Consider the following 23,932-nt stretch of genomic DNA (forward strand, 5'->3'; position numbering starts at 1 on the left):
CGTAGTTCTTATTGCCGTGCTGATGGGATATGGGGTGCTATTGTCGCCGCATCCAGACGATGCAACGCTCCGCTTGCAAAGCCGGCACCTGCAACTGTTCCACGTGAAACACATTCGCCCATGCGGGCAAGGACGCCATCTCATCTGCCGGGTGTCGCCCTTTCATGGCCATCCACACTCCTTCAGGGGCCAGCAACTCATGGGTCAAGGTCACAAAATCCTTCAGTGAAGCAAATGCGCGGGAGGTGATAAGCCCCCACTGCCGCCCCACCAAAGTTTCCACGCGGGCATGCAAGCCCGTCAAATTGGCCAAGCCCAACTGAGCGGCCACCTGTTGCACAAAGGCCGCTTTCTTGGCCACAGCATCGACACAGCTGACCTTGACGTGCGGCAACACAATGGCGAGCACCACGCCAGGCAAGCCTCCGCCAGAACCGACATCAAGCACGCCATCGGCCATATCTGGCTGTTGTCCCAAGTGACGCATAAGAGGCGGCACAGCCGCCAAACTATCCAGGACATGGTGGGTGAGCATGTCTTGTGCATCGCGTAAAGCGGTGAGGTTATAGACCTTGTTCCACTTTTGCAGCAACTGCAGGTATTGCTCTAGCAAGGCCAATTGGGCGGTGGTCAGATCCAAACCCAGCGTTTTAGCACCTTGTGCCAACGCGCTTTGCACGGTCTCAATGGGCATCAGCAGCCACCTTCACTTCTTCAAAACCCTTAAAACCACCGCGGCGCAAGTGGATGAGTAGCAGCGAAATCGCTGCAGGCGTAATGCCCGATAGGCGCGAGGCCAAGCCCAAAGTTTCGGGGCGGTATTTATTCAAACGCTGGCGCACCTCTATGCTCAATGCCTCCACCTGCATATAGTCCAACCCCTCAGGCAAGCGCAGGTTTTCGTAGTGGGCGGCACGCTCCACCTCCATTTTTTGACGGTCTATATACCCCGCGTACTTGATGCCAATCTCTACCTGCTCTAGCACGGTAGCCACAAACTCATCCTCCACCCCACCCTCACCAGACTCGCGGCGCTGCAAGGCTGCCACCGGCAAATCGGCACTCACAAAGCGATCACCATCCAAAGTCATCAGCTTGGTGTAATCCACCGTGGGGCGACGCAACAAATCAGCCAGCGCGTATTCGTGTTCAATGCTCTTGCCCAGCACCCGCACGGCCTCGCTTTCGGGCAGGTTGCGTGGATTCACCCAAGTCGACTTGAGGCGCTCTGTTTCACGTGAAACAGCATCGCGTTTGCGGCAGTACGCATCCCAACGGGCGTTGTCCACCAGACCCAAGGCACGGCCTGCGTCGGTTAATCGGGCATCGGCATTGTCTTCGCGCAACTGCAGGCGGAACTCGGCGCGGCTGGTGAACATGCGGTAGGGCTCGGTCACGCCCTTGGTGATAAGGTCGTCCACCAACACGCCCAAGTAGGCTTGATCACGACTGGGCAGCCAAGTGGCATCGGTGTAGCTGGCTGCACCCGCCGCACTGCGGCTGGCATCGCCCCCACCCATGGCACGCACTTGCAAGGCGGCATTGATGCCTGCAAACAGGCCTTGGGCAGCCGCCTCTTCGTAGCCCGTGGTGCCATTGATTTGCCCAGCGAAAAACAGCCCTCGAATCTGGCGCGTCTCGAAGTTGCTCTTGAGACCGCGAGGGTCAAAGTAGTCGTATTCGATGGCGTAGCCAGGGCGCAAGATATGGGCATTCTCCAAACCCGGCATGCTGCGCACTAAGGCGTACTGGATATCAAAGGGCAAGCTGGTGGAAATACCGTTGGGGTAGTACTCGTGCGTGGTCAGCCCTTCGGGCTCCAGAAAAATCTGGTGGCTGTCTTTGTCAGCAAAGCGGTTGATCTTGTCCTCCACGCTGGGGCAATAGCGGGGCCCCACGCCTTCGATCTTGCCGGTGAACATTGGGCTGCGGTCAAAACCGCTGCGGATGATGTCGTGCGTTTGGGCATTGGTATGGGTGATCCAGCACGAAATTTGACGAGGGTGCATGCTGCGCGAGCCCACAAAGCTGAAAACGGGCATGTGGGGCGACATACCACCGGGGACGCCATCACCGGGTTGTTCTTCCAACGGGGAAAAATCGATGCTTCGGCCATCGATACGTGGCGGTGTACCAGTTTTGAGGCGCCCTTGGGGCAACTGCAACTCCTTGAGGCGGCTGCTCAAACCCACAGCGGGCGGGTCACCCGCACGGCCTGCCGCGTAGTGGTTCAGCCCCACATGGATTTTTCCGTCCAAGAAAGTGCCCGCTGTCAGCACCACGGTGCGCGCGAGGAAACGAATGCCCACTTGCGTCACTGCGCCGACCACACGCTCACCTGTGCCGGTAGACTCGACCATCAAGTCCTCCACGGCTTGCTGGAACAACCACAGGTTGGGTTGGTTTTCCAGCATGTGGCGAATGGCGGCCTTGTACAAAATGCGATCCGCTTGAGCGCGCGTGGCACGCACTGCCGGGCCTTTGCTGGAGTTCAAGGTACGGAACTGGATACCTGCTTGGTCTGTGGCCAAGGCCATGGCCCCGCCCAATGCATCCACTTCTTTGACCAAATGGCCTTTGCCGATACCGCCAATGGAGGGGTTGCAGCTCATCTGGCCCAGGGTTTCAATATTGTGGGTCAGCAGCAAAGTGGCGCAGCCCATGCGGGCAGCGGCTAACGCAGCCTCGGTACCAGCATGACCGCCACCAACGACGATGACATCAAAAACTTGTGGATACAGCATGTGAGAGTAGGCCAAGTCAACGCGCTCGTCACAGAGCCTTGGCCGTTTGAAGAAGGTGGGAAAGACCCGCATTTTACTGAGGGGGCATGTTTGGAGTAAGCCCTCCAATTAATGGGCGTGCATTCCCGAGCATGAGCAGGGGATAAATGGCATTAGGCTTACGTCCATGCAAGAGTTTGATTTCATCGTAATTGGCGGGGGATCGGCTGGCTGCACATTGGCCAGCCGCTTATCAGAAGACCCCCATGTGTCTGTGTGCCTCCTCGAAGCTGGCGGAGCAGACAACAGCGCGCTCATCCATGCGCCACTGGGTTTTGCTTTCACGGCACCATTTGGTTTTTTCAATTGGAGCCATCAAACCATACCGCAAGCAGGTTTGGCTGGTCGGCGTGGCTATGTTCCACGTGGAAAGGTCATGGGGGGAAGCAGTTCGGTCAATGCCATGGTGTACACGCGTGGCAACCGCTACGACTACGACCAATGGGCTGCCGCAGGCAACAGCGACTGGGGTTACCAAGACGTACTGCCCTATTTCGTGCGCAGCGAAAACTCTCACTGCCTGCCCAACAGCCCCTTGCACGGTCATGATGGCCCCTTGCATGTGAGCTATTTGCGCAACCCCAGCCCACTCAATGAGGCCTTTTTGCAAGCCTGTGAAAACCAAGGCCTACCCCGCACTCCCGATTACAACGGGGAACAACAGTGGGGCTGTGCACCTGCACAAGTCACCCAGTGGCAAGGTGACCGTTGGAGCGCCGCCAAAGCCTACATTACCCCCCACTTGCAGCGCCCCAACTTGCACGTCATACGGCATGCACACGTGACCGAATTGGAATGGGAAACCTTGCCCACAGGGCAACTGCGCGCACGCGGCGTGCACTTTGTGCAAAAAGGCCTGCAACGCACTGTGAGGGCCCACCGCGAGGTGGCATTGTGTGCGGGAGCTATTCATTCGCCCAGCATTTTGTTGCGATCTGGCATTGGCCCTGCTGCCCATTTGCAGACCCTACAGATTCCGCTGCGCTTAGCCAGCAATGGTGTGGGTATGAATTTGCAAGACCACCTGAGCACGGTGCTCATCCACCGCACCCGCGTTTGGCAGGACACCTTGGGCTTCTCGCTGCGTGGTGGGCTATCACTGTTGCGTGCAGCGTGGCAGTGGAAACAAACCCGCCGTGGTTGGCTCACGTCCAACGTGGCAGAAACTCAAGCATTCATGTCCACGCGCCCAGATTTACCCGCACCCGATATCCAACTGGCACTGTGCATGGGCATCGTGGATGACCACACGCGCAAACCCCATTGGGGCCATGGCTACACCTTGCACGTAACACTGATGCGCCCACACAGTCGCGGCAAGCTGGAGTTGGCCAATCGCGACCCCATGCAACCACCATTGATCGATCCCAACTATCTGAGCGCAAACACCGATAGAGAAACATTGGTGCAAGCCACCTGCATGGCCTACGACATACTGCACAACCCTGCGCTGGACGCGTACCGAGGCCCGCTGCTCTACCCCTTCCCACGGCACGACAAGCACGGCGTTGAAGACTTTATCGCCCACAACTCCGACACCGAATACCACCCCGTAGGCACATGCAAAATGGGGCCTGATAGCGACCCTACGGCCGTGGTAGATGACAGACTGCGCGTCAAAGGGGTGCTCGGTTTGCGAGTGGTCGATGCGTCCATCATGCCCACCATCGTGACCGGCAACACCAACGCCCCCACCATCATGATTGCGGAAAAAGCGGCTGACTGGATAAAAAAAGCCCACGCATAAACGTGGGCCTGGCATTAGCGCAGATGCTGTGCTTAGGCCAAACGGAACTGGTGCACCACTTGGGACAAGACTACAGCCTGCTCGCGCAGTGATTCCGCTGCCGCAGCCGACTCTTCGACCAAGGCGGCATTTTGCTGCGTAGCTTGGTCAATATGGGCAACCACCGCATTCACATGCGCAATGCCGTTGGACTGCACCGCAGAAGCTTGGCTGATCTCTTCAATGATTTGACCCAACTGCTGGACGCCACCCACCATTTCTTGCATAGCCGCGCCCGCCTCTTCCACCAACTTAACGCCCCCATGCACGGTCTGCACACTGGTTTCGATCAAACCTTTGATCTCGCGCGCCGCATCGGCAGAGCGCTTGGCCAGGGCTCGCACCTCGGCAGCCACCACAGCAAAACCACGCCCTTGCTCGCCGGCGCGCGCTGCTTCCACAGCGGCATTGAGGGCCAAGATATTGGTTTGGAAAGCGATGGAGTCAATCAAACCCGTGATATCAGCAATCTTGGTGCTACTGGAAGCAATCGCATGCATACTGCCCACAGCCTCTGTCACCACTTGTCCACTGCGCCGAGCCAAGCTAGAGGCATTGTCTGAGAGTTGGTGTGCCGCAATGGTCGATTGCGAAGTTTGCTGAACACTGTGGGTCAACTCCGTCAAAGAGGAAACCGTCTTTTGCACACTACCGGCCGAACGTTCGGTGCGTGAAGACAAGTCTTGATTGCCTGCAGCAATCTCTTGACTCGTCATCGCAACCCGTTCACTGGCATCTCGCACACGGGCAACCAAAGAGCCCAAGCCGTCCAGCATCTCTTGCTGCGCGCGCTGCAATTGAGCCACCTCGTCATGGCCATCAACTACCAGCTTTTGTGACAAATCCCCACCAGCAATGGCTTGCGCAATGTGGCGCGCCTCTTCCAAGGGCTTGCAGATGGCTTGCATATTCAGAATAGTCAATGGCACCACGACCAGCACTGTCACCAGAAAAGCAAAACCAAACAGCCATTTAATGCTGGTTCCTGCTTGCTGCTGGCGCTGCAAAGCTTGTTCCAAAGCCTTGGCTTGATCGGGAGCCGTCACCGCCATTGCGCGCGCCGCATTTTGCATGACCTCTTCGCTCTGAGATTGCAGCTTGGCAACACCAAACAAACCACCCAAACCCAGCGCACCCAACAGAACCATAACGACCACGATAGCGCTGAGCATGCGAAAGCGGATGCTGAACATGCGCATCCAATGCAATGTGAACATGCGATGACTCCTTATCTTATGAATACCAACGAACACCTCTTTATAGAGGGGCAATGTATCTACATTTCGTCACAAAAAGCAAAGTCTTTATGAGAACCTCATATTGTTGACGGGGATCAAGAAATTGCCGTTCGTTATCGCCCCCACCGTTTGAGCAGCAAAGCATTGGTCATGACGCTGACCGAACTCAAGGCCATGGCGGCACCCGCCAACATGGGACTGAGGTAGCCCAACGCTGCCAGTGGAATGCCTGCAGTGTTGTAGACAAAGGCCCAAAACAGGTTTTGCCGAATCTTGCGCACCGTTTGGCGCGATATATCCAAAGCAGCCGCTATCAGCATGGGATCGCCCCGCATCAGGGTAATACCTGCCGTTTGCGACACCACGTCGGATACACCGCGCGCATTAGCCATGGCCAGGCCAATATCGGCCGCAGCCAACGCTGGCGCGTCGTTGATGCCATCGCCCACCATCGCCACAGCAACACTGGGGCCATGCTGCTGCACAGCCAAACTGCGCAGGCGTTCTATCTCGCGGGCCTTGTCTTGGGGCAGCACATGGGCCATCACCTCATCGGGCTGCAAACCCAAATGCTGGGCCATGGCCACAGCAGCTGCTTGGTTATCGCCAGAAATCATGCGCACCGCTATGCCCAGTTGGCGCAACTGGGCAATCGCCGCCTGCGCTGTGGGTTTGGCTTGGTCTGCAAATGCAAACCATGCGACCGCTTGGGCTTGCATGTCCCCCGTGCGCCGGGCCAAGCCAGACACCGTAGCGCCTTGGGCAGCCCATGCTGCCATGCGCTCTTGGCATGGCCCAGAGGCAGGTTCTGCACCCCACTGCTTGAGCCAACTGGCGCTGCCCAACACATAGTGGTACTCGCCGCAATCGGCTTCCACTCCACAGCCGGGCACAGCTTGCAAATGCTCCGGTTGCAGCAATTCCATCCCACGCTCTTGCGCCGCTTGCAGCAAGGCTTTAGCCAAGGGGTGTTCGCTGCCTTGCTGCAAGCTGGCTGCGCAACGCAAACCTTCGCTATCGGCGCTGGGCATACCAGAAGCATCCACGCTGAACCAATCCACCAACTGGGGTTGGCCCACGGTCAGGGTTCCCGTTTTATCCATGGCCACCACAACCACACTATGGGCCAGCTCTAAAGCCTGGGGATCACGTATCAAAATGCCATGGCGTGCCGCTACACCCGTACCAACCATGATGGCGGCAGGCGTTGCCAAACCCAGTGCACAAGGGCAAGCAATCACGAGCACCGCCACGGCATGGGTGATGGCTATTTCTGGACCCGCCCCCATCCACCACCAAGCCAATGCCGTCAATACAGCCAGCACCAGCACCACGGGGACAAATACCGCACTAACCTGATCGACCAAGCGCTGGATGGGTGCCTTGAACACCTGCGCATCCTCCACCAAACGGATAATGCGGGCCAAGGTCGATTCGGCCCCCACTGCATGCACTTGCACCGTTAGCAAGCCATCGCCATTGATGCTTCCACCCGTCACACGATGGCCCACCATTTTGGACACCGGCATGGCTTCGCCTGTGAGCAATGATTCATCTACTTGGCTCTGCCCAGCGGTGACCACCGCATCGGCGGGTACACGCTCGCCGGGTTTGATGCGCAAACTATCACCCACCAGCACTTCGGCAATGGGGACATCTTTTTCTCCTTCGCTGGTGAGCAAATGCGCCGTTTCCGGACGCAATGCCTGCAGGCCACGAATGGCATCGGTGGTTTGACGTTTGGCACGACCTTCCAGCCATTTACCCAGCAGCACCAGGGTAATGACCACCGACGAGGCTTCAAAGTACAAATGCACGGGTCCGGCATGTCCATGTGCTGTGGGCATGCTGGTACTGCGCCACCACAGCCACAGTGACAACAACCACCCTGCACTGGTGCCCAAGGCCACGAGGACATCCATATTGGGGCTACGCGCCTTGAGGGCATGCCATGCCCCTGCATAAAAACGAGCGCCCAACAGTAGCTGCACAGGTGTGGCCAAGGCACATTGCAGCCACGCTGGCAACATCCATTGGACTCCCCAAGGAGCCAATACCATGGGGGCCACGAGCGGCGCACTGAGCAACACCCCCCACAACACCGGCCAAGCGTCGTGCCAGCCGACAGGGGCTTGGTTGCTAGCGGCGTTGGCAGGGGTGGGCAAAGGCTCGTAACCCGCATTGCGAATAGCACGGCGCACGGCGGCCTCAAGCGCAGCATCTTGTACATAGACCCGGGCTGACTCGGTCGCCAAATTGACGGCGGCGCGCTGTACTCCTGGCACTTTGCCCACCGCCCGCTCGACACGCAGCACACACGAAGCGCAGGTCATGCCTGCTATTGGAATATCGAGCGCCACATCGTGCGCTATAGAAGGGGGGGTAGTCATAATTGCAAGGGTAGCGCCATCACCACATCCATAGGAATTTTGTATGCAAACATTTACCGTTACGGGCATGACTTGCGGCCACTGCGAACAAGCCGTGCGCAAGGCCCTCTTGGCTATTGATCCCCAAGCGCAGGTGACCATTGATCGTGCACAAAACCGCGTCACAGTGGAATCATCTGCCGACAAAGACAAGCTGGTTCACGCCATCGAAGAAGAAGGCTACACCGTACAAGGCACGTAAAACTTTACACAAGGCCATGTCATCCATGGCCAGCGCAGTGCGTTGAGGGATGGAGTTCTGCTTTCATCAGAACGTTCAAGGAACTGTATGCCAATGCTTACCCGCCGCACCTCGACTCTGCTGCTCTCCACCTTGCTGGCCAGCAGCACACTGCTCATTACTCCCGCTCAGGCCCATGACATGAATGATGTTTTGGCTGGTGGCGTGGGTGCCATCACGGGCGCAGTCATCGGTCAGGCCGTCGGCGGTAAAAACGGCACCGTTATTGGCGCGGCCATTGGTGGCGCAGTGGGTGTCACCGTGGCCCAGTCAGATCGACGTGTAGTACGCCAACAGCCGGTCACCATCGTCCAACCCATGCCTGCGCAACCAGTGCAGTATGTGTATGCACAACCCATGCCGCCCATGCCCCCGGCATATGGTCGCCCATGGTGCCCACCACGCCACGAATTTCGCCATGAAGAACCGCGCTTCCACCACCACGGTGGTGGCTGGCGCTACTAAGCTGCTACTGCAACAGCCAACCCCTCTCTGCGCAACTCACCATCAAGGATCTCCAGCAGGTCGGGGATGAGTTGCTGCAGTTCCCCTGTCAGCAAAGCAATGTCGGTGTCGAAGTTGTCGTCACCAGCAGCCGTTGTGGCTTGATTTTCAAACACCACATCGGTAAGCGTGATCTTTTTGAGTTGCAGGGTGTCGGTCAGCAGCAATGACACGCGATCACGCCACGTGAGCGCCAAGCGTGTGGGGCGTTTGCCTTGTTCAATGTGCTGCGCCACCTCATCACTCATAAGGCTATGGCGGGCGTAACGCACCACCGCTTTGGATTCGTCCGTGGCTTTGAGCTCGCACTCGTTGTCGATGCTGAAATAGTTGGGAGACTCTTGCGCTTGTAGCCATGCTGCCATGGCTGTAGCAGGCGCTGTGGTGGTCTCTAGCGCCATGCACGTAAAGCCGGGCAAGACATCGGACAAGCTGGTCAAAATTTCGTCCACCTTGCTTTGATTCACGCTCCCCAGCACCACGTAGCGGTTTTCTGGATCGAGCCAGATCCACACGGTGGTTTCTTTGGTGAACGCTTGGGGCAACAGAGTTTGGCGGATGGAATCCTGCAAATCACGCTTTTCCTTTTTGCCTGGCTTGCGTCCACTGTCTTGCTCGATTTTGCGCACCTGCTCGTCGAGCTTGCGCTTGACCACCGAACTGGGCACCGACTTGCTTTCGGTTTTGAACTTGAAAATCCACTGGCCAGCAACTGATTCGACCATGGCCCCATGGGCATGACCACGGGGCTCTAGCCAACCGGAAGATTTCTCCTGCGCAGGGCCACAAGGCACAAAGCGAGCACGGGAAATTGATTCAGAGCAATCCTCTAAGGATAAATCCAAGGCATTGTTGAGCCTGAAAATCGTGATGTTCTTAAACACGCAGTACCTGCAAAAAACGGAAAAATGAAATGTTTGGCTATACCGAAGAGCAAATTGCCAGCTTTGGGCTCACAGTAGGCGTTGGCGCCTTCATGCTCTATATGCTGTTCATCATTGGCCAACTGGCTTGGGAGTCTAAAGCAGGAAAGTTCGGTACTTTCGTACTCTTTCTCGGCTTGGCCTTTGGGATGGTGGGTTTTGTGGCCAAGCTGGTCATTCAGTGGTTTTTAAGCCGCTAGCACCCGATTTTTGCCTGCACGCTTGGCTAAATACATGGCTTTGTCAGCGCGCTTGATGGCTTCAAATGGCTCTTCATCCAACGCCACCTGCGCCACACCTGCACTGAAAGTGATCAGAACCTTTTCGGTTCCCGAAAGAAAAAAGCGCTTAGTCAACTCGCGCTGTAAGCGGGTCATCGCCTCTACAGCATTGTCTACTGCAGTGTCTGGCAGCAAGATGACAAACTCTTCACCGCCATAACGGGCCAAGGTATCTTGCGGGCGCATGCACTCGCATGCAACCGTAGCCAAGTGACTCAGTGCCATATCGCCTGTGGCGTGACCCAGGGTGTCATTGAGTTTTTTGAAGTTGTCGATATCGAGCAGCGCAACGCTTAGCACACTGTCTTTGCGCCGCATTTGGGAAATCTCGCGGTTGGCTGCTTCCTCCAGACCCTTGCGGTTGAGTGCGCCTGTCAGACTGTCATGACGCGCTTGTATGCTGACACGATCAAGTTCTTGATGCAGTTTGGCCAATTCGGCTTCTGTCTTTTGAGCCCGTTCTTGCAGCTGCTGCAATTCTGATTGCGAACCTTGACTTTGCGCTGCCATAGCACGGGTCGTACCTACCACTTCACGCAGCACAGGGGCAATTTCTTCCAGCGTTTTGGCTTGCTCTATTTGGCGTGCGCTCTCTTCCAACTTGTTTTGAAAGATCCCTGTGGATTGGGTCAGTTCTGATAAACGCTCAATGAAAGTAGCCAGCATCTGGCGCATTTCTTCTTGGGCTTGCACAGCACGGTCTTTGGCGTCTTTTTGCTTGAAGATCACATCCCGCAAGCGTCTCTCAACATCGTCCAAACGGCGCAAAGACAGTGGCGGAGCAGAGGCTTGTTTGAGTGCTTCCATTTGACCCTGTAACCATTGGTCATCAAGCGCAATGTCGGCTATGTTTTCAAATACCAGTTGGAGTAGTTTGAGCAAACCGGATTTGATTTCTGCCTGATCTTCAGCCACAAAAGAAAGGCGGTGGCTGAAATTGAGCAACTGGTTTTTGAGTTGCAACACATCTACTTCGCTGCTTTTCAGGGACGCAACCAATTCACTGAGTTGGACAGCAAAGCGCTCATCATCCTGACCCAATGCAGGTTGGCTGTATTCCAAAATGCGGGCAATCAAGGCTAAAAATTCTGGGGTAAGTGGAACAGCCGATGCACTACCCACTGTCACTGATCTGCCCGCAGCGCTGCTTGTTTCAGAGTCACTCACTGCTGGAACAAAACCACCATAAGCGACCAAGGCTGTTTTCACACCATCCCAATTCATGCGGTCAATCGCATACTCAAGCAAGCTTTTCTGTTTTTGCTGTCCTGGCGTTTTAGTAGGCAGCGCTTGTGCAATGTCACGCAATACATCACCCGGAAAATTTCCTACTGCAGGGATGCCTGCAATCTCGTTGTAGACAGATTGGTAGTTAGCAGGTGTTGGAACCAGTTTGCGCGCTGTGATCTGTTTAAGCGTTTCCCGCGCTATTTCAAAAGGCTTCTTATCGGCCATAAGCGTCACCACTGTGGTTGTATTTGAGGCATATTAGAACAAGCCTGTAGATAACTTTTTAACAACTGCTCACTTATCCACATGCCAATGCAGCTTGTCCAAGTTGTTCAGTTTGGCATAGCAAACATACACGGGTTGTTTGCACATAGCCATCAACATGCTAAGTATTTGAAAAAAAAACGTTTTTTTCTGTTGTTAACAGTTTTAGGCCCGCTCTACTACTACCACTATTTTGAATAAAACCATTGAAGTAAGATTCAGGACTTCATTGTTTTTCCTTCTTTTGCCTCTATGGGCTCCCAAAACACGTACTTTGAAATCAAAAGTTCTGAGTTTTCAGCCCTCACACTGATCCTTAAGACGGATGATCTGCAAGAAGCCATAGAACAGCTTCTTCACCAATACAAACCAGCAAGCCAAGAAAATCGTTTCTTTGACGATGATGCTGTCGTCATAGACTTCGGACAATTGAAGCAAGCACCGAATGCAAGATTGCTGCTTCAAACATTGCGAGATTGTGGATTGCGTCCAATTGGCTATGCCAATGCACAAGCAAACTGGGTTGAAGAACTCACCCGCAATGGACTCATAGAGATAACTGCTTATAAGCCTTCTGGAAAAATCACCCAAGCAGTGCCAGCTCCTGCAGTTAAAGAACTGGTAAAAGAAGTAATCCGTGAAATTCCTGGCCCTACTACGATGTTGGTAGACAAGCCTTTAAGATCGGGACAGAAGGTTTATGCACGCGGAGCAGATCTGGTAGTGACCGCCATCGTGAACCAAGGTGCTGAAATTGCAGCCGATGGAAATATCCATGTGTACGCACCTTTGCGTGGCAAAGCCATGGCTGGAGCCCGTGGCAATACGCAAGCCAGAATTTTTTCAACCTGTTTTGAACCAGAATTGGTTTCTATCGCTGGCGTGTACAGAACGAGCGAAAATCCATTCCCAGCTGATGTTCAAGGCAAAGCAGCACACATACGTCTCAGTGATGATGGACAAGAAAAGCTGATTTTTGAAGCAATCAAGTCTTGAACAACATACAAGGATCTAACATGACAAGAATCATCGTAGTAACTTCAGGTAAGGGTGGAGTAGGCAAAACAACCACCAGCGCAAGTTTTGCCACAGGATTGGCTTTGCGCGGCTTTAAAACCGCCGTAATCGACTTCGATGTGGGTTTGCGTAATCTGGACTTGATCATGGGTTGTGAACGCCGCGTGGTGTATGACCTGATCAACGTGATTCAAGGTGAAGCCAACCTCAATCAAGCCTTGATCAAAGATAAGCAATGCGAAAACTTGTACGTTTTGGCCGCTTCCCAAACGCGTGACAAGGACGCTCTGACCCAAGAAGGGGTCGAGAAGGTACTTAAAGACCTCTCCAACATGGGTTTTGAGTACATCGTGTGTGATTCCCCTGCTGGCATCGAAACAGGGGCCCTGATGGCTATGCACTTTGCCGATGAGGCTTTGGTGGTCACCAATCCAGAAGTTTCTTCTGTACGCGACTCCGATCGCATCTTGGGAATGCTTGCTAGCAAAACACGCCGTGCTACACAGGGTGGTGAGCCTATCAAAGAGCATTTGCTCATCACCCGTTACAACCCTTTGCGCGTGGATTCGGGACAAATGCTGTCGCTGGACGATATCCAAGACATTCTTCGCATCAAACTGCTTGGAGTGATTCCCGAGAGTGAATCTGTTTTGCAAGCATCCAACCAAGGCGTTCCCGCTATCCACTTGCAAGGAAGCGATGTGTCCGAAGCCTATAAGGATGTCATAGAGCGATTCTTGGGAGAGGACAAACCCATGCGTTTTACCGAAGCACCCAAGCAAGGCTTGCTCAAACGCATTTTTGGGAGCAAATAAGCCATGTCCCTGCTGTCATTGTTTATAGGCGAAAAGAAAAAAACAGCCAGCGTGGCCAAGGAACGCCTGCAAATTATCCTGGCCCATGAACGCAGCGGACGCAATCCCGGGCAACCTGACTATTTGCCCGCATTGCAGCGGGATTTGGTGGCGGTCATTAGCAAGTACATCCAAATCAACCAAGAAGACATCAAGGTTCACTTGGAAAAGCAAGACGATTTGGAAATTCTGGAAGTCAAAATTGAACTTCCCGATGCCAAATAAGGCTACTGACCTGCGTGGTGCAAGGGAAGATGGGTTTTTTCAATCACCTTGCGTAGCACAAAGCTAGAGTGCACACCGGTAACGCCCTCAATCCGTGTCAGCTTGTTAAGCAAAAGGGCTTGGAAATGGTCCATGTCTTTGACGATGATTTTGAGCTGGTAGTCGGCATCTTGGCCGGTGATGAGCAAACACTCCAGCACTTCGGGCAACAGGTTGACAGTGGCTTCGAAGTTTTCAAAGCGCTCGGGCGTGTGCCTGTCCATTGAAATGAACACCAAGGCCATTAGCGACAAACCCAGCTTTTTGGCATCCAATAGTGTGCGGTAGCCCACGATGAGACCTGCTTCTTCTAAGGCCCGAACACGGCGCAAACAGGGAGAGGGGGACAAACCAATGCGATCGGCCAACTCTTGGTTATTGATGCGCCCTTCGGCTTGGAGAATTTCCAAAATGCGCGTGTCGTAGCGATCCAATTGCATGCGTGGTGTACCGGGTTGTTACGGTGCTTCTACAAAATCCACCATGCGCTTGGCAAAAGCCAGCCCATCGTGGGACTGTTTGAGAGATTGCATGCTTGCTTGGTAATGGTCTTCACCTAAAGCGCCGCGGCGCTTTTCAAGCAAATAGGCGCTGTAATCAGGCACAAATTCAGGGTGCGGTTGAATGCACAGAATTTTTCCGTCTTGGCCAAATGCTGCAATCGGACAGTTTTCGCTACTAGCGAGCAATGTGGTTCCGCTGGGCAGTTCCAATACTTGGTCTTGGTGACTGGCTAGTAATGTCATGCTGCTGCCGTCTTGGGCAAAGTGGTAGCGATGTGCACCAGTAGACCAACCGTTAGGGGCGCGATCCACTTTGGCACCTAAGCAATAGGCAATCAGTTGGTGGCCAAAGCACACACCTAACAATTTGATAGGGGTATCGAGCAAACCTGTGACAACATGGCGCAATTTGACGACCCACGCATCGTTGCTAAAAGAGTCAGCTCTGCTGCCAGTGAGCAACACAGCATCGTAAATACTGAAATCGATCGGGTATTGGTCGCTGGGTGTGTGGAAAAAATCCATTTCCCAACTATCGGCACCAGCTTGTCGGAGTAATTGGGCCAGCATTTGCCCATAGCTGCCATACACGGGCGCTACTGCTGAGTCCAAAGTATCGTTATCAAGGATGCACAATTTCATAGCAATAAAAAATCAAAAACGGCGGCTCATGATACATTACAGGGTTTTATTTTGATTCGCTGCGCAGAGCTATGGCCAAAGAAGAATTGATTGAAATGATGGGTGTTGTGAACGAAGTGTTGCCTGACACCCGTTTTCGCGTCACCTTGGACAATGGGCACGAGTTAATTGCCTATTCTGCTGGCAAGATGCGCAAGAACCACATTCGTATTCTGGCTGGTGACCGCGTTTCTCTGGAACTCTCGCCTTACGACCTGAGCAAAGGCCGTATCAACTTCCGCCACATTGAAAACCGGGGCACATCTTCCGGTAGCCCTGCCGGCAACAACCGCCGCCGCTAAGCAAAGTTAGCAGCGCGATTGTTTTTCGCCACTTGGCGCTCTATTGCGCCAGTGTCAAAAAAGCTCCCTGCTGAGAATGTTTGTGTTCTGAATCTGCCAGCACAAACAAAGACACAACCTCCACCAATTCCGCAGCTTGGTTCTTCAAGCTGCTGGCAGCAGCGGCTATTTCTTCCACCAAAGCGGCATTTTGTTGTGTCGTGTGATCCATGTTGTTGATGGAATCGCCGATTGAGGACACATCCCCTGTTTGCGTGGTGCTTGCGGCACTGATGTCCCCAATGATGTGGGTAACACGTTCAATGCTGGTCACGACGTCCTCCATTGTTTTACCAGCGTCATCAACCAAACGACTACCTTGCTCAACACGTTCTACACTGGTGGCAATCAATCCCTTGATCTCTTTAGCCGCTTCGGCACTGCGACTGGCTAGCGTGCGCACTTCGGATGCAACAACTGCAAAACCGCGACCTTGTTCTCCAGCTCTTGCCGCTTCTACAGCGGCATTGAGCGCCAAAATATTGGTCTGGAATGCAATACCGTCAATCACACCAATGATGTTGGCAATTTTTTGGCTTGCGTCATCAATCCCACGCATGGTTTGAATCACATCATTGACCACTTTACCCCCATGCTTGGCAATGCCCGAGGCATGTTGAGCCAAATCGTTGGCCGTGCTGGCATTGTGTGCAGTAGTGCGTACCGTATCGCCGAGTGTGCTCATACTGGAGGTGGTCAATTGCAGCGCATTGGCCTGCTGTTCGGTGCGCATGCTCAGGTCTTGGTTGCCTTGGGCAATTTCTGCGCTGGCCGTAGCGACCGATTCACTTCCAGTGCGTACTTTGCTCACCACTTCACGCAAATGTGTTTGCATGCTGGCCAGAGCATGTTGCAGTTGACCTATCTCATTGCGACTATCGACAGCAATTTGTTGTGACAAGTCACCCTTTGCAATGCTGTTTGCAGTTTCCACCGCTGTATGAATGGGACGGGTAATGACCCGAATTAGCCAGAATGAAGAAATAAAAGCGATACCCACAGAGAGTGCCAATACCACCAGCATTGTGGCTCGTGCCGTGAAGAAACTGCTACTGGCCTGATCGGATGCGCGATTGGCACCAGAGCTGATCAAGTTACTCAAGGTGCCCATGCTGGTCATGAGTTTTTCAAAAGCTGGGCGCCCATCTTTGTCAAACATATTTTTTGCTGGCAATTTCTCCAAACCTTTTGACAGCTTGAGGGTCTCCTGGTGCACATTTTGGAAATTGACAAAGTCCTGTTTCACCGTCGCAAACAGTGCTTTTTCTTCATCTGTTTTCACCAATTTTTCAAAGTCTGCCTGCAGTTTTTGTGCTTTTTGCAGTGCTTCGACAGCCGCTTTATCGGCTGCCTCCATGAGGTTGTCTGCGTTGGTCATGGCATGCTGACCCACTTGTATGCGGTAGATAGCTGCTTGGGCTTTCCACTCCCCTTGGTTAATGGAGCGTGGCAACCAATTGCCAGAAATATCTTCCACATTGCTGTTCATCGAGCGCATTTGCAGCAATGCGACGGACACCACCACAACCAACAATGCAGTGAGTAGTCCAAATGCCAGCTTGAGCTGGGTTGACAGTTTCAAATCAGCCATCAATGTCTCCTCAGTGTTGTTATGTCTGGCAAGGGTAAATAAAAAAAGCGCTGCCTTCCAGTGAAATAGAAGGCAGCGCAGCAGTAATTACTGGCAAAAGAGCTTATTTTTTAGTGTGAATCGCGCGGCACAGGAGCTCCACTTCCTCCAACAAGGAAGTCCAAGTCAGCGCCCAAGTGCGCTTGCTGCACGTGTTCCACATACAGTTTGTACCAACCACGTTTGGGCTTTTCTGGCTCTTGCCATTGCGCAAGTCGGCGGGCAATTTCCTCGTCTGAGACGTCCAAATGCAGCTTGCGGGCAGCTACGTCCAGTTCGATGAAATCACCGTTTTGCACGATGGCTAAGGGGCCGCCAGCTGCGGCCTCTGGACTGGTGTGCAGTACCACGGTGCCGTACGCAGTGCCGCTCATGCGCGCATCGGAAATACGCACCATGTCGGTAATGCCCTTCTTGAGAACCTTGGGTGGAAGCGGCATATTGCCTACCTCGGCCATACCGGGGTAGCCACGTGGACCGCAGTTCTTGAGCACCATGACGCAGTTTTCGTCGATGTCCAGTGACTCATCGTCGATACGGGCGTGGAAGTCTTCAATGCTTTCAAACACCACTGCACGACCACGGTGTTTGAGCAAGTGTTGCGATGCAGCCGAAGGTTTGATCACCGCCCCATTGGGAGCCAAATTGCCCCGTACGATGGCAATACCGGCTTTGGGCATGAATGGCTCGTCCACGGTTTTGATTACTTCGCGGTTGTAGCAAGGGGCGTTCTCTACGTTTTGGCGCACGGTATTGCCGTTGACGGTGATGGCATCACCGTGCAGCAAGGGCAAAATTTCGCGCATCACGGCGGGCAACCCCCCGGCGTAGCAGAAGTCTTCCATCAGGTATTTGCCAGAGGGCTGCAGGTTCAGGATGTTGTTCACTTCCGAACCCAGCTTGTCCCAGTCTTCCAGTTTCAAATCCACCCCAATACGCCCTGCAATGGCCAACAAGTGGATCACGGCGTTGGTGGAGCCTCCAATGGCCGCATTGGTGCGGATCGCGTTCTCAAACGCTTTGCGGGTCAGGATTTGCGACATCTTGATGTCTTGCTTGACCATCTCCACGATGCGACGACCCGTTAGCTGTGCCAAGCGCTTACGGCGCGTGTCTGCTGCGGGAATGGCGGCGTTTTCGGGCAGTGACATGCCCAAGGCTTCCACCATGCTAGCCATGGTGGAGGCCGTTCCCATGGTCATGCAGGTGCCGCTGGAGCGGTGCATATCGCTTTCGCAGGAGGTGAACTCTTGCATCGTCATTTCACCGGCACGCACCATCTCGCTCATCTGCCACACACCGGTGCCTGAGCCCACGTCTTTGCCACGGAATTTGCCGTTAAGCATGGGGCCACCGGATAAGCCAATAGTAGGCAAGTCGCAACTGGCTGCACCCATCAGCAAGGACGGCGTGGTTTTGTCACAGCCCATCAGCAGCACCACCCCATCAATGGGGTTGCCACGGATGCTTTCTTCGACATCCATGGATGCTAGGTTGCGAAACAACATGGCGGTTGGGCGCAGTTGGGTTTCACCCAAAGACATGACGGGGAATTCCAGTGGAAAGCCGCCGGCTTCGTAGACGCCGCGTTTAACAAATTCAGCCAGTTCACGGAAGTGGCCGTTGCAGGGAGTCAGTTCGCTCCAAGTATTGCAAATACCAATGACTGGACGGCCATCGAGCAAGTCGTGTGGATAGCCTTGGTTTTTGATCCAGCTACGGTGAACAAAACCATCGCGGTCTTGGCGACCAAACCAAGCATGGCTGCGGCGAAATGGGGGTTTTTCAGAACTCATGGCTTGCCTCACGTATTGTTGTAGGAAAGAAAATGCCTCTCATGCAAGGCGGAACGGCATCCTAGCAATGCCTACCGATAAATAAAAATAGATTTCTTTGCTTTATTGATATTGTTTTTTATATTGTTCTCCGTACACCGTTGTGGCTACCGATTGCAGGGAACGCAGCACCACGTGGGCTGCTGGCGATAGCGCGGCATCGCGCAGAGTGATAAAGCCAAAGGGCTCCATCTCGCAGGGCAAGTCCAGTGGCAATATTGCCACCACACCATGCTCAGCGTAGTAACGCGCAGTGTCGCTGGCCATCAGGCAAATCAAATCCGTTTCTTTGAGAATCTTGGTGCTAAAAAGCAGTGAACTCGTTACAACCGAACTGGCGGGCATGGGAAGTTGAAGCTTTTGCAGCAAAAGATCAAAGTGGTGGCGCAAGATGGTGCCCGCTGGCGGAATGATCCAGCCATACGCCAGGGCTGTCTTTAAATCCAGCACAGCAGATTGCAGCAGCGGATGGTCAGGGCGCACCACAGCACACACAGGTTCATCGGCCACCATTTCATAGCGGAAGGCCGACTTGTCGTGCTGTTGCGAGAGCCGCCCAACAACAATATCCAACTGCGAGTGAAGCAGTGCATCAATGAGCACATTGCTGGGATCGACTTGCACCATGAGTTGCAAATCAGGGTGAGCTTGTTTCACGGCCGACAAAGTAGGCGGCAACAAAGCTACGCTCGGTGCCGTGATGCTGCCAATGCGCACTTGGCCAAGCTGCCCCAGCTTGGCGGCCATCAATTCTTCGTGCGCTTGGTTCAGGCTACTGAGGGCCGCGCGAGCATGGCGAATCATGGTGTCGCCATAGGCGGTGGGCTTCATACCCCGTGGCAAACGCTCAAATAGCTCCAAGCCCAGACTGTCTTCTAAGTCTTTGAGCAGTTTGGATGCCGCGGGTTGGGACAGGTTGAGCAATTCCGCTGCGCGGTGCATGTTGCCTTCTTCTGCAAGCGTTGCAAGCAAAAGCAAATGGCGTGTTTTGACGCGAGCGCGGATAAACCAATGCAAATTCAAGGACATACAAGCGAGCCAATCAACGGTGGATCAGGGGGTAGGAAAACACCGATACACGATAAGGCATCATTGCACCCACAATCAATATTGGAAACCCTGCCCTTCACGCCGTATCATGAAATTCTGCGCCTGAAATGGCAAAGGTCCTATCAGTAAACACCCATAGAGGAGACATACGTATGAACGCTCGCAGAACAACTCTGAAGACACTGGTGGCCAGCTTGGCCTTGGGTCTTTCCTTTGCCGGTACCGCTGTGCACGCACAAGACAAAGGCTTAGTTGGTATTGCTATGCCCACCAAGAGCTCGACCCGTTGGATCAGCGATGGCAACAGCATGGTCAAGGCTTTTGCAGAAAAGGGCTATAAGGCCGATCTGCAATACGCCGAGGACGACATTCCTACCCAGCTGTCCCAAATCGAGAACATGATCACCAAGGGTGTGAAAGTGCTGGTGATTGCTGCCATTGATGGCACCACCTTGGCCAATACCTTGCAAAAGGCAGCAGACAAAGGCATCAAGATCGTGTCTTATGACCGCTTGATCGTGGGCTCCAAAAACGTGGATTACTACACCACGTTTGACAACTTCCAAGTGGGTGTGTTGCAAGCCCAAACCATCGAGAACGCGCTGGGCCTGAAGTCTGGTAAGGGGCCTTTCAACATCGAATTGTTCGGTGGCTCTGCAGACGATAACAACGCTTTCTTCTTCTATGACGGCGCTATGTCCGTGCTCGATCCCTACATCAAGTCCGGCAAACTGGTGGTACAGAGCAAGCAAATGGGCATGCAAAAGGTGGCTACCCTGCGCTGGGATGGCCAAGTGGCCCAGTCCCGCATGGAAAACATCCTGAGCGCTTACTACTCCAACAAGCGCGTGGACGCTGTGTTGTCACCCTATGACGGCCTGAGCATCGGCATCATTTCTGCGCTCAAAGGAGTCGGCTACGGCTCGGCTTCGCAACCCATGCCCTACATCTCCGGACAAGATGCGGAAGTGCCTTCGGTCAAAGCCATCATCCGCAAGGAACAAGGCTCCACCATCTTCAAAGACACCCGCGAGCTGGCCAAGGTCACTGTGAACTTGGTCGATGCCGTGCTGTCGGGCAAGAAGCCTGAAATCAACGACACCAAGACCTACAACAACAAGGTCAAAGTGGTGCCTTCTTACTTGCTCAAGCCCGTGGCTGTTGACATCAACAACTACAAGCAAGTGCTGATTGGCAGCGGCTACATCAAGGAAGAGCAGCTCAAGTAATCGGCAAGCGCTGTTTCCACACGCTGACTGCTAGAGGCCCTGCCATGCATATGTCCAGGGCCTCTTTTTTGGTCACAGGTTTATTTCACTGAAGACACCATGGCCCAACCGATTCTTGAAATGCGTGGAATCCGTAAGACATTCCACGGCGTTGTCGCACTCAGCGACGTCAATTTGACCGTACAAGAAGGACACATCCATGCCATCGTTGGAGAAAACGGTGCGGGCAAGTCAACCCTGATGAAGGTACTCAGCGGTGTGTATCCGCATGGCGAGTACGAGGGGCAAATTTTCTTTCGCGGTAAAGAATGCCAATTCGGTGGGATTCGCGACAGCGAACACGAGGGCATCATCATCATCCACCAAGAGCTGGCGCTGGTGCCATTGCTCTCTATTACCGAAAACATCTTCTTGGGCAACGAACAAGCCCAAGCAGGCGTGATCGACTGGCACGACTCCTTCGTCAAGACCAAAGCCTTGCTGGGCAAGGTTGGCTTGCACGAGTCCCCTGACACCCTCATCACTAACATGGGCGTAGGTAAACAGCAGTTGGTCGAAATCGCCAAAGCCTTGTCCAAACAAGTGCGCCTGCTCATTTTGGACGAACCCACTGCCAGCTTGAACGAGAAGGACTCCGATGCCTTGCTTGAGCTACTGCTCGAACTCAAGCGCCAAGGTATTTCGTGCATTCTCATCTCGCACAAGCTCAACGAAATCTCCAAGGTGGCCGATGCCATCACCGTGCTGCGCGATGGCTCTACTGTGGCCAATTTGGACTGCACCCAGGGCCCTGTGAGTGAGGATGAAGTTATCCGCAACATGGTGGGCCGCGAAATGTCCGATCGCTATCCCAAGCGCACGCCACAGATTGGTGAGCGCGTGTTTGAGGTGCGCAATTGGACCGTGCACCACGCAGAGCACGCAGACCGTAAAGTCATCAAAGGCGTCAACCTGCACATCAACCGGGGCGAGATCGTCGGCATTGCCGGTCTCATGGGGGCCGGGCGCACTGAGTTGGCCATGAGTATTTTTGGCCGTACCTACGGCCAAAAAATCAGCGGTGAAGTGCTGCTGCATGGCAAACCCATAGACACCAGCACCGTGCGCAAAGCCGTGGACAACGGCATTGCCTACGTCACTGAAGACCGCAAGGGCTATGGCCTAGTGCTCAACGAAACCATTGTGTGGAATACCTCCTTGGCCAATCTGGAAACCGTATCGCAACGCGGCGTTATCCACGAAGGCAAGGAATACACCGTGGCGCAAGACTTTCGCAGCAAGCTCAACATCCGCAGCCCCAATGTGTTTGCCCGCACCGTCAACCTGTCGGGCGGCAACCAGCAAAAGGTGGTCTTGAGCAAATGGCTCTTTACCGAGCCAGATGTGCTGATCCTCGATGAGCCCACCCGCGGCATTGACGTCGGGGCCAAGTACGAGATCTACAGCATCATTGCCCAGCTGGCTGCAGAAGGTAAATGCGTGCTGATGATTTCCAGCGAAATGCCCGAACTGCTGGGCATGTGTGACCGCATTTGCGTGCTCAACGAAGGTGAATTTGTCGCAGAGTTTTCGGGCGCTGAAGCGACCCAAGAAAAGATCATGCGTTCGATCGTGACATCAGGAGCTAACTGACATGGCTACCCCCTCCCCAACCGTAGCAAAACCCGAGGGCAGCAATGCCTTTCTCAAAGACAACTTGCGCGAATACGGCCTATTGCTGGCGTTGGTCGTCATCATGGCCTTTTTCCAATGGAAAACAGAGGGCGCGCTGTTCCAGCCGCTCAACCTCACCAACCTGATCCTGCAAAACGGCTACATCATCGTCATGGCCTTGGGCATGCTGCTGGTCATTGTGTCGGGCCATATCGACTTGTCGGTAGGCTCGGTCTGCGGCTTCATTGGTGCTGTGGCGGCGGTGCTCATGGTCAACCATGGCTGGCACTATTCCACCGCCACCATTGCTTGCATTTTGTTGGGCGGCTTGATTGGTGCAGCCCAAGGCTATTGGGTGGCGTACTACAAGATACCGGCTTTCATCGTCACCCTGGCAGGCATGCTGGTGTTCAAAGGCTTGGCGCTGGCGGTGCTCGAAGGTGCCTCAGTGGGCCCTTTCCCACCCGAATTCCAGCTCATCAGCACTGGCTTTATTCCCGACTTCTTGGCTGGCGAAACCCTGCGCACAACCTCCTTGTTGGCCGGTGTGGTGATTGCGGTGTTGATGCTACTCATGGCGGCGCGTGAGCGCAGCCAGCGCAGCCAGCACGGCATGCGCACCGAGCCTTTGGCCTTCTTTGGCATCAAGAACTTGCTCTTTGCGGGCGTGATTGTGGGCTTTGCCTACATGCTCTCCCAGTACAAAGGCTTGCCCAACGTGCTGGTGGTGACCTTGGTGCTGATATTGCTGTTTAACTTCATCACCACCAAAACCACCATTGGTCGGCGCATTTATGCCATCGGCGGCAACGAAAAAGCAGCACGTTTGTCCGGTATTCGTACCGAACGTCTGACCTTCTACACCTTCATCAGCATGGGCATGTTGTCGGCCTTGGCGGGTCTTATATTTGCAGCCCGCCTGAACGTGGCCACGCCCAAAGCCGGGGTGGGTTTTGAGTTGGACGTGATCGCCGCGTGCTTCATCGGCGGCGCATCGGCTTCTGGCGGTGTGGGCAAAGTGTTGGGTGCGGTGGTTGGCGCTTTCATCATGGGTGTGATGAACAACGGCATGTCCATCATGGGCATTGGTATCGAGTACCAACAAGTCATCAAAGGCTTGGTGCTGCTGGCCGCCGTCTGGTTCGACGTCTACAACAAAAACAAATAAGTCCTTAATCCTCTTCATAGACCCACAC

Annotated in this window: 21 protein-coding genes and 1 pseudogene; 11 read left to right on the top strand and 11 right to left on the bottom strand. The window is 54.2% G+C overall.

Features of this window, described 5'->3' with window-relative positions; all coding sequences use genetic code 11:
• Window positions 1-37: 37 nt before the first annotated feature.
• Together rsmG and mnmG are read right to left on the bottom strand one after the other, a co-directional pair.
• Complete coding sequence (rsmG, locus tag KIK84_RS07980; RefSeq protein ID WP_214122539.1) at window positions 38-694, bottom strand: 16S rRNA (guanine(527)-N(7))-methyltransferase RsmG; 657 nt, start codon at window positions 692-694, stop codon at window positions 38-40.
• Window positions 684-2,744, bottom strand: a complete 2,061-nt coding sequence (mnmG, locus tag KIK84_RS07985; protein ID WP_214122540.1) for a tRNA uridine-5-carboxymethylaminomethyl(34) synthesis enzyme MnmG — start codon at window positions 2,742-2,744, stop codon at window positions 684-686. Before mnmG ends, rsmG begins: the two co-directional genes overlap by 11 nt.
• A gap of 166 nt (window positions 2,745-2,910) precedes the next feature.
• On the opposite strand from mnmG, the gene KIK84_RS07990 reads away from it, so the two are divergent.
• A complete protein-coding gene (locus tag KIK84_RS07990; protein ID WP_214122541.1) occupies window positions 2,911-4,530 on the top strand; it encodes a GMC family oxidoreductase in 1,620 nt (539 codons plus the stop codon).
• A 32-nt stretch (window positions 4,531-4,562) separates the two neighbouring features.
• Here the strand turns inward: KIK84_RS07990 and KIK84_RS07995 are convergent.
• Window positions 4,563-5,669 (bottom strand): annotated as a pseudogene (locus KIK84_RS07995) (methyl-accepting chemotaxis protein); the annotation flags it as partial.
• 251 nt (window positions 5,670-5,920) lie between these two features.
• On the bottom strand, window positions 5,921-8,197 hold the full coding sequence (locus tag KIK84_RS08000) for a heavy metal translocating P-type ATPase (protein ID WP_250207854.1): 2,277 nt from the start codon (window positions 8,195-8,197) through the stop codon (window positions 5,921-5,923).
• Window positions 8,198-8,240: 43 nt separating this feature from the next.
• On the opposite strand from KIK84_RS08000, the gene KIK84_RS08005 reads away from it, so the two are divergent.
• Window positions 8,241-8,438: a heavy-metal-associated domain-containing protein gene (locus tag KIK84_RS08005; RefSeq protein ID WP_214122544.1), complete on the top strand. Its 198-nt coding sequence runs from the start codon at window positions 8,241-8,243 to the stop codon at window positions 8,436-8,438.
• A gap of 87 nt (window positions 8,439-8,525) precedes the next feature.
• Complete coding sequence (locus KIK84_RS08010; RefSeq protein WP_214122545.1) at window positions 8,526-8,942, top strand: YMGG-like glycine zipper-containing protein; 417 nt, start codon at window positions 8,526-8,528, stop codon at window positions 8,940-8,942.
• On the opposite strand, the gene KIK84_RS08015 is transcribed toward KIK84_RS08010, so the two are convergent.
• Window positions 8,939-9,865 carry a recombination-associated protein RdgC gene (locus KIK84_RS08015; protein WP_214122546.1) on the bottom strand — a complete coding sequence of 309 codons (927 nt, stop codon included), beginning with the start codon at window positions 9,863-9,865 and terminating at the stop codon, window positions 8,939-8,941. The two genes, KIK84_RS08010 and KIK84_RS08015, sit on opposite strands and share 4 nt — an antisense overlap.
• Before the next feature lie 29 nt (window positions 9,866-9,894).
• Here KIK84_RS08015 and KIK84_RS08020 point away from each other — a divergent pair, with 29 nt between their 5' ends.
• Window positions 9,895-10,104 (top strand): DUF2788 domain-containing protein, encoded by a 210-nt coding sequence (locus KIK84_RS08020; protein ID WP_214122547.1) that lies wholly within the window; start codon window positions 9,895-9,897, stop codon window positions 10,102-10,104.
• On the opposite strand, the gene KIK84_RS08025 is transcribed toward KIK84_RS08020, so the two are convergent.
• Window positions 10,093-11,640, bottom strand: coding sequence for a GGDEF domain-containing protein (locus KIK84_RS08025; protein WP_214122548.1), 1,548 nt, complete (start codon window positions 11,638-11,640; stop codon window positions 10,093-10,095). The genes KIK84_RS08020 and KIK84_RS08025 overlap by 12 nt on opposite strands.
• 291 nt (window positions 11,641-11,931) lie before the next feature.
• Between KIK84_RS08025 and minC the strand changes: the two genes are divergently transcribed.
• The 3 genes from minC to minE are packed head-to-tail and all read left to right on the top strand — an operon-like array spanning window position 11,932 to window position 13,775.
• Window positions 11,932-12,675, top strand: a complete 744-nt coding sequence (minC, locus tag KIK84_RS08030) for a septum site-determining protein MinC (protein WP_214122549.1) — start codon at window positions 11,932-11,934, stop codon at window positions 12,673-12,675.
• 20 nt (window positions 12,676-12,695) lie between these two features.
• Window positions 12,696-13,511 (top strand): septum site-determining protein MinD, encoded by an 816-nt coding sequence (gene minD, locus KIK84_RS08035; protein ID WP_214122550.1) that lies wholly within the window; start codon window positions 12,696-12,698, stop codon window positions 13,509-13,511.
• A 3-nt stretch (window positions 13,512-13,514) separates the two neighbouring features.
• Window positions 13,515-13,775 carry a cell division topological specificity factor MinE gene (minE, locus tag KIK84_RS08040; RefSeq protein WP_214122551.1) on the top strand — a complete coding sequence of 87 codons (261 nt, stop codon included), beginning with the start codon at window positions 13,515-13,517 and terminating at the stop codon, window positions 13,773-13,775.
• Window positions 13,776-13,777: 2 nt separating this feature from the next.
• On the opposite strand, the gene KIK84_RS08045 is transcribed toward minE, so the two are convergent.
• Both KIK84_RS08045 and KIK84_RS08050 read right to left on the bottom strand, forming a co-directional pair.
• Window positions 13,778-14,254, bottom strand: coding sequence for an Lrp/AsnC family transcriptional regulator (locus tag KIK84_RS08045; RefSeq protein WP_214122552.1), 477 nt, complete (start codon window positions 14,252-14,254; stop codon window positions 13,778-13,780).
• 18 nt (window positions 14,255-14,272) lie between these two features.
• A complete protein-coding gene (locus tag KIK84_RS08050) occupies window positions 14,273-14,959 on the bottom strand; it encodes a glutamine amidotransferase-related protein (RefSeq protein ID WP_214122553.1) in 687 nt (228 codons plus the stop codon).
• Window positions 14,960-15,030: 71 nt separating this feature from the next.
• Between KIK84_RS08050 and infA the strand changes: the two genes are divergently transcribed.
• Window positions 15,031-15,300 (top strand): translation initiation factor IF-1, encoded by a 270-nt coding sequence (gene infA / locus KIK84_RS08055; protein WP_214122554.1) that lies wholly within the window; start codon window positions 15,031-15,033, stop codon window positions 15,298-15,300.
• Between the two features lie 40 nt (window positions 15,301-15,340).
• Here the strand turns inward: infA and KIK84_RS08060 are convergent, their stop codons facing one another.
• The 3 genes from KIK84_RS08060 to KIK84_RS08070 form a co-directional block, all read right to left on the bottom strand.
• Window positions 15,341-16,930 carry a methyl-accepting chemotaxis protein gene (locus KIK84_RS08060; protein ID WP_214122555.1) on the bottom strand — a complete coding sequence of 530 codons (1,590 nt, stop codon included), beginning with the start codon at window positions 16,928-16,930 and terminating at the stop codon, window positions 15,341-15,343.
• A 110-nt stretch (window positions 16,931-17,040) separates the two neighbouring features.
• A complete protein-coding gene (locus KIK84_RS08065) occupies window positions 17,041-18,765 on the bottom strand; it encodes an IlvD/Edd family dehydratase (RefSeq protein WP_214122556.1) in 1,725 nt (574 codons plus the stop codon).
• A 102-nt stretch (window positions 18,766-18,867) separates the two neighbouring features.
• Window positions 18,868-19,833 carry a LysR substrate-binding domain-containing protein gene (locus KIK84_RS08070; protein ID WP_214122557.1) on the bottom strand — a complete coding sequence of 322 codons (966 nt, stop codon included), beginning with the start codon at window positions 19,831-19,833 and terminating at the stop codon, window positions 18,868-18,870.
• A gap of 173 nt (window positions 19,834-20,006) precedes the next feature.
• On the opposite strand from KIK84_RS08070, the gene chvE reads away from it, so the two are divergent.
• The 3 genes from chvE (at window position 20,007) to mmsB (ending at window position 23,904) form a co-directional block, all read left to right on the top strand.
• Window positions 20,007-21,083, top strand: coding sequence for a multiple monosaccharide ABC transporter substrate-binding protein (gene chvE / locus KIK84_RS08075; protein ID WP_214122558.1), 1,077 nt, complete (start codon window positions 20,007-20,009; stop codon window positions 21,081-21,083).
• Between the two features lie 99 nt (window positions 21,084-21,182).
• Window positions 21,183-22,715 carry a multiple monosaccharide ABC transporter ATP-binding protein gene (gene mmsA, locus KIK84_RS08080; protein ID WP_214122559.1) on the top strand — a complete coding sequence of 511 codons (1,533 nt, stop codon included), beginning with the start codon at window positions 21,183-21,185 and terminating at the stop codon, window positions 22,713-22,715.
• Window position 22,716: 1 nt separating this feature from the next.
• Entirely contained in the window at window positions 22,717-23,904 is a 1,188-nt protein-coding gene (mmsB, locus tag KIK84_RS08085) for a multiple monosaccharide ABC transporter permease (RefSeq protein WP_214122560.1), read from the top strand.
• The last annotated feature ends 28 nt before the right edge of the window (window positions 23,905-23,932 follow it).

The sequence above is a fragment of the Curvibacter sp. CHRR-16 genome (assembly GCF_018474005.1).
GTDB lineage: Bacteria > Pseudomonadota > Gammaproteobacteria > Burkholderiales > Burkholderiaceae_C > Allorhodoferax.

Excerpts from the sequence above, each read along its gene's own strand:
- chvE (WP_214122558.1), top strand. The coding sequence starts at position 20,007 with ATGAACGCTCGCAGAACAACTCTGAAGACACTGGTGGCCAGCTTGGCC.
- KIK84_RS08060 (WP_214122555.1), bottom strand. The coding sequence starts at position 16,930 with ATGGCTGATTTGAAACTGTCAACCCAGCTCAAGCTGGCATTTGGACTA.
- KIK84_RS07990 (WP_214122541.1), top strand. The coding sequence starts at position 2,911 with ATGCAAGAGTTTGATTTCATCGTAATTGGCGGGGGATCGGCTGGCTGC.
- minC (WP_214122549.1), top strand. The coding sequence starts at position 11,932 with ATGGGCTCCCAAAACACGTACTTTGAAATCAAAAGTTCTGAGTTTTCA.
- KIK84_RS08045 (WP_214122552.1), bottom strand. The coding sequence starts at position 14,254 with ATGCAATTGGATCGCTACGACACGCGCATTTTGGAAATTCTCCAAGCC.
- mnmG (WP_214122540.1), bottom strand. The coding sequence starts at position 2,744 with ATGCTGTATCCACAAGTTTTTGATGTCATCGTCGTTGGTGGCGGTCAT.
- minD (WP_214122550.1), top strand. The coding sequence starts at position 12,696 with ATGACAAGAATCATCGTAGTAACTTCAGGTAAGGGTGGAGTAGGCAAA.
- mmsB (WP_214122560.1), top strand. The coding sequence starts at position 22,717 with ATGGCTACCCCCTCCCCAACCGTAGCAAAACCCGAGGGCAGCAATGCC.
- KIK84_RS08025 (WP_214122548.1), bottom strand. The coding sequence starts at position 11,640 with ATGGCCGATAAGAAGCCTTTTGAAATAGCGCGGGAAACGCTTAAACAG.
- infA (WP_214122554.1), top strand. The coding sequence starts at position 15,031 with ATGGCCAAAGAAGAATTGATTGAAATGATGGGTGTTGTGAACGAAGTG.
- minE (WP_214122551.1), top strand. The coding sequence starts at position 13,515 with ATGTCCCTGCTGTCATTGTTTATAGGCGAAAAGAAAAAAACAGCCAGC.
- mmsA (WP_214122559.1), top strand. The coding sequence starts at position 21,183 with ATGGCCCAACCGATTCTTGAAATGCGTGGAATCCGTAAGACATTCCAC.
- rsmG (WP_214122539.1), bottom strand. The coding sequence starts at position 694 with ATGCCCATTGAGACCGTGCAAAGCGCGTTGGCACAAGGTGCTAAAACG.
- KIK84_RS08005 (WP_214122544.1), top strand. The coding sequence starts at position 8,241 with ATGCAAACATTTACCGTTACGGGCATGACTTGCGGCCACTGCGAACAA.
- KIK84_RS08020 (WP_214122547.1), top strand. The coding sequence starts at position 9,895 with ATGTTTGGCTATACCGAAGAGCAAATTGCCAGCTTTGGGCTCACAGTA.
- KIK84_RS08070 (WP_214122557.1), bottom strand. The coding sequence starts at position 19,833 with ATGTCCTTGAATTTGCATTGGTTTATCCGCGCTCGCGTCAAAACACGC.
- KIK84_RS08010 (WP_214122545.1), top strand. The coding sequence starts at position 8,526 with ATGCCAATGCTTACCCGCCGCACCTCGACTCTGCTGCTCTCCACCTTG.
- KIK84_RS08065 (WP_214122556.1), bottom strand. The coding sequence starts at position 18,765 with ATGAGTTCTGAAAAACCCCCATTTCGCCGCAGCCATGCTTGGTTTGGT.
- KIK84_RS08050 (WP_214122553.1), bottom strand. The coding sequence starts at position 14,959 with ATGAAATTGTGCATCCTTGATAACGATACTTTGGACTCAGCAGTAGCG.
- KIK84_RS08000 (WP_250207854.1), bottom strand. The coding sequence starts at position 8,197 with ATGACTACCCCCCCTTCTATAGCGCACGATGTGGCGCTCGATATTCCA.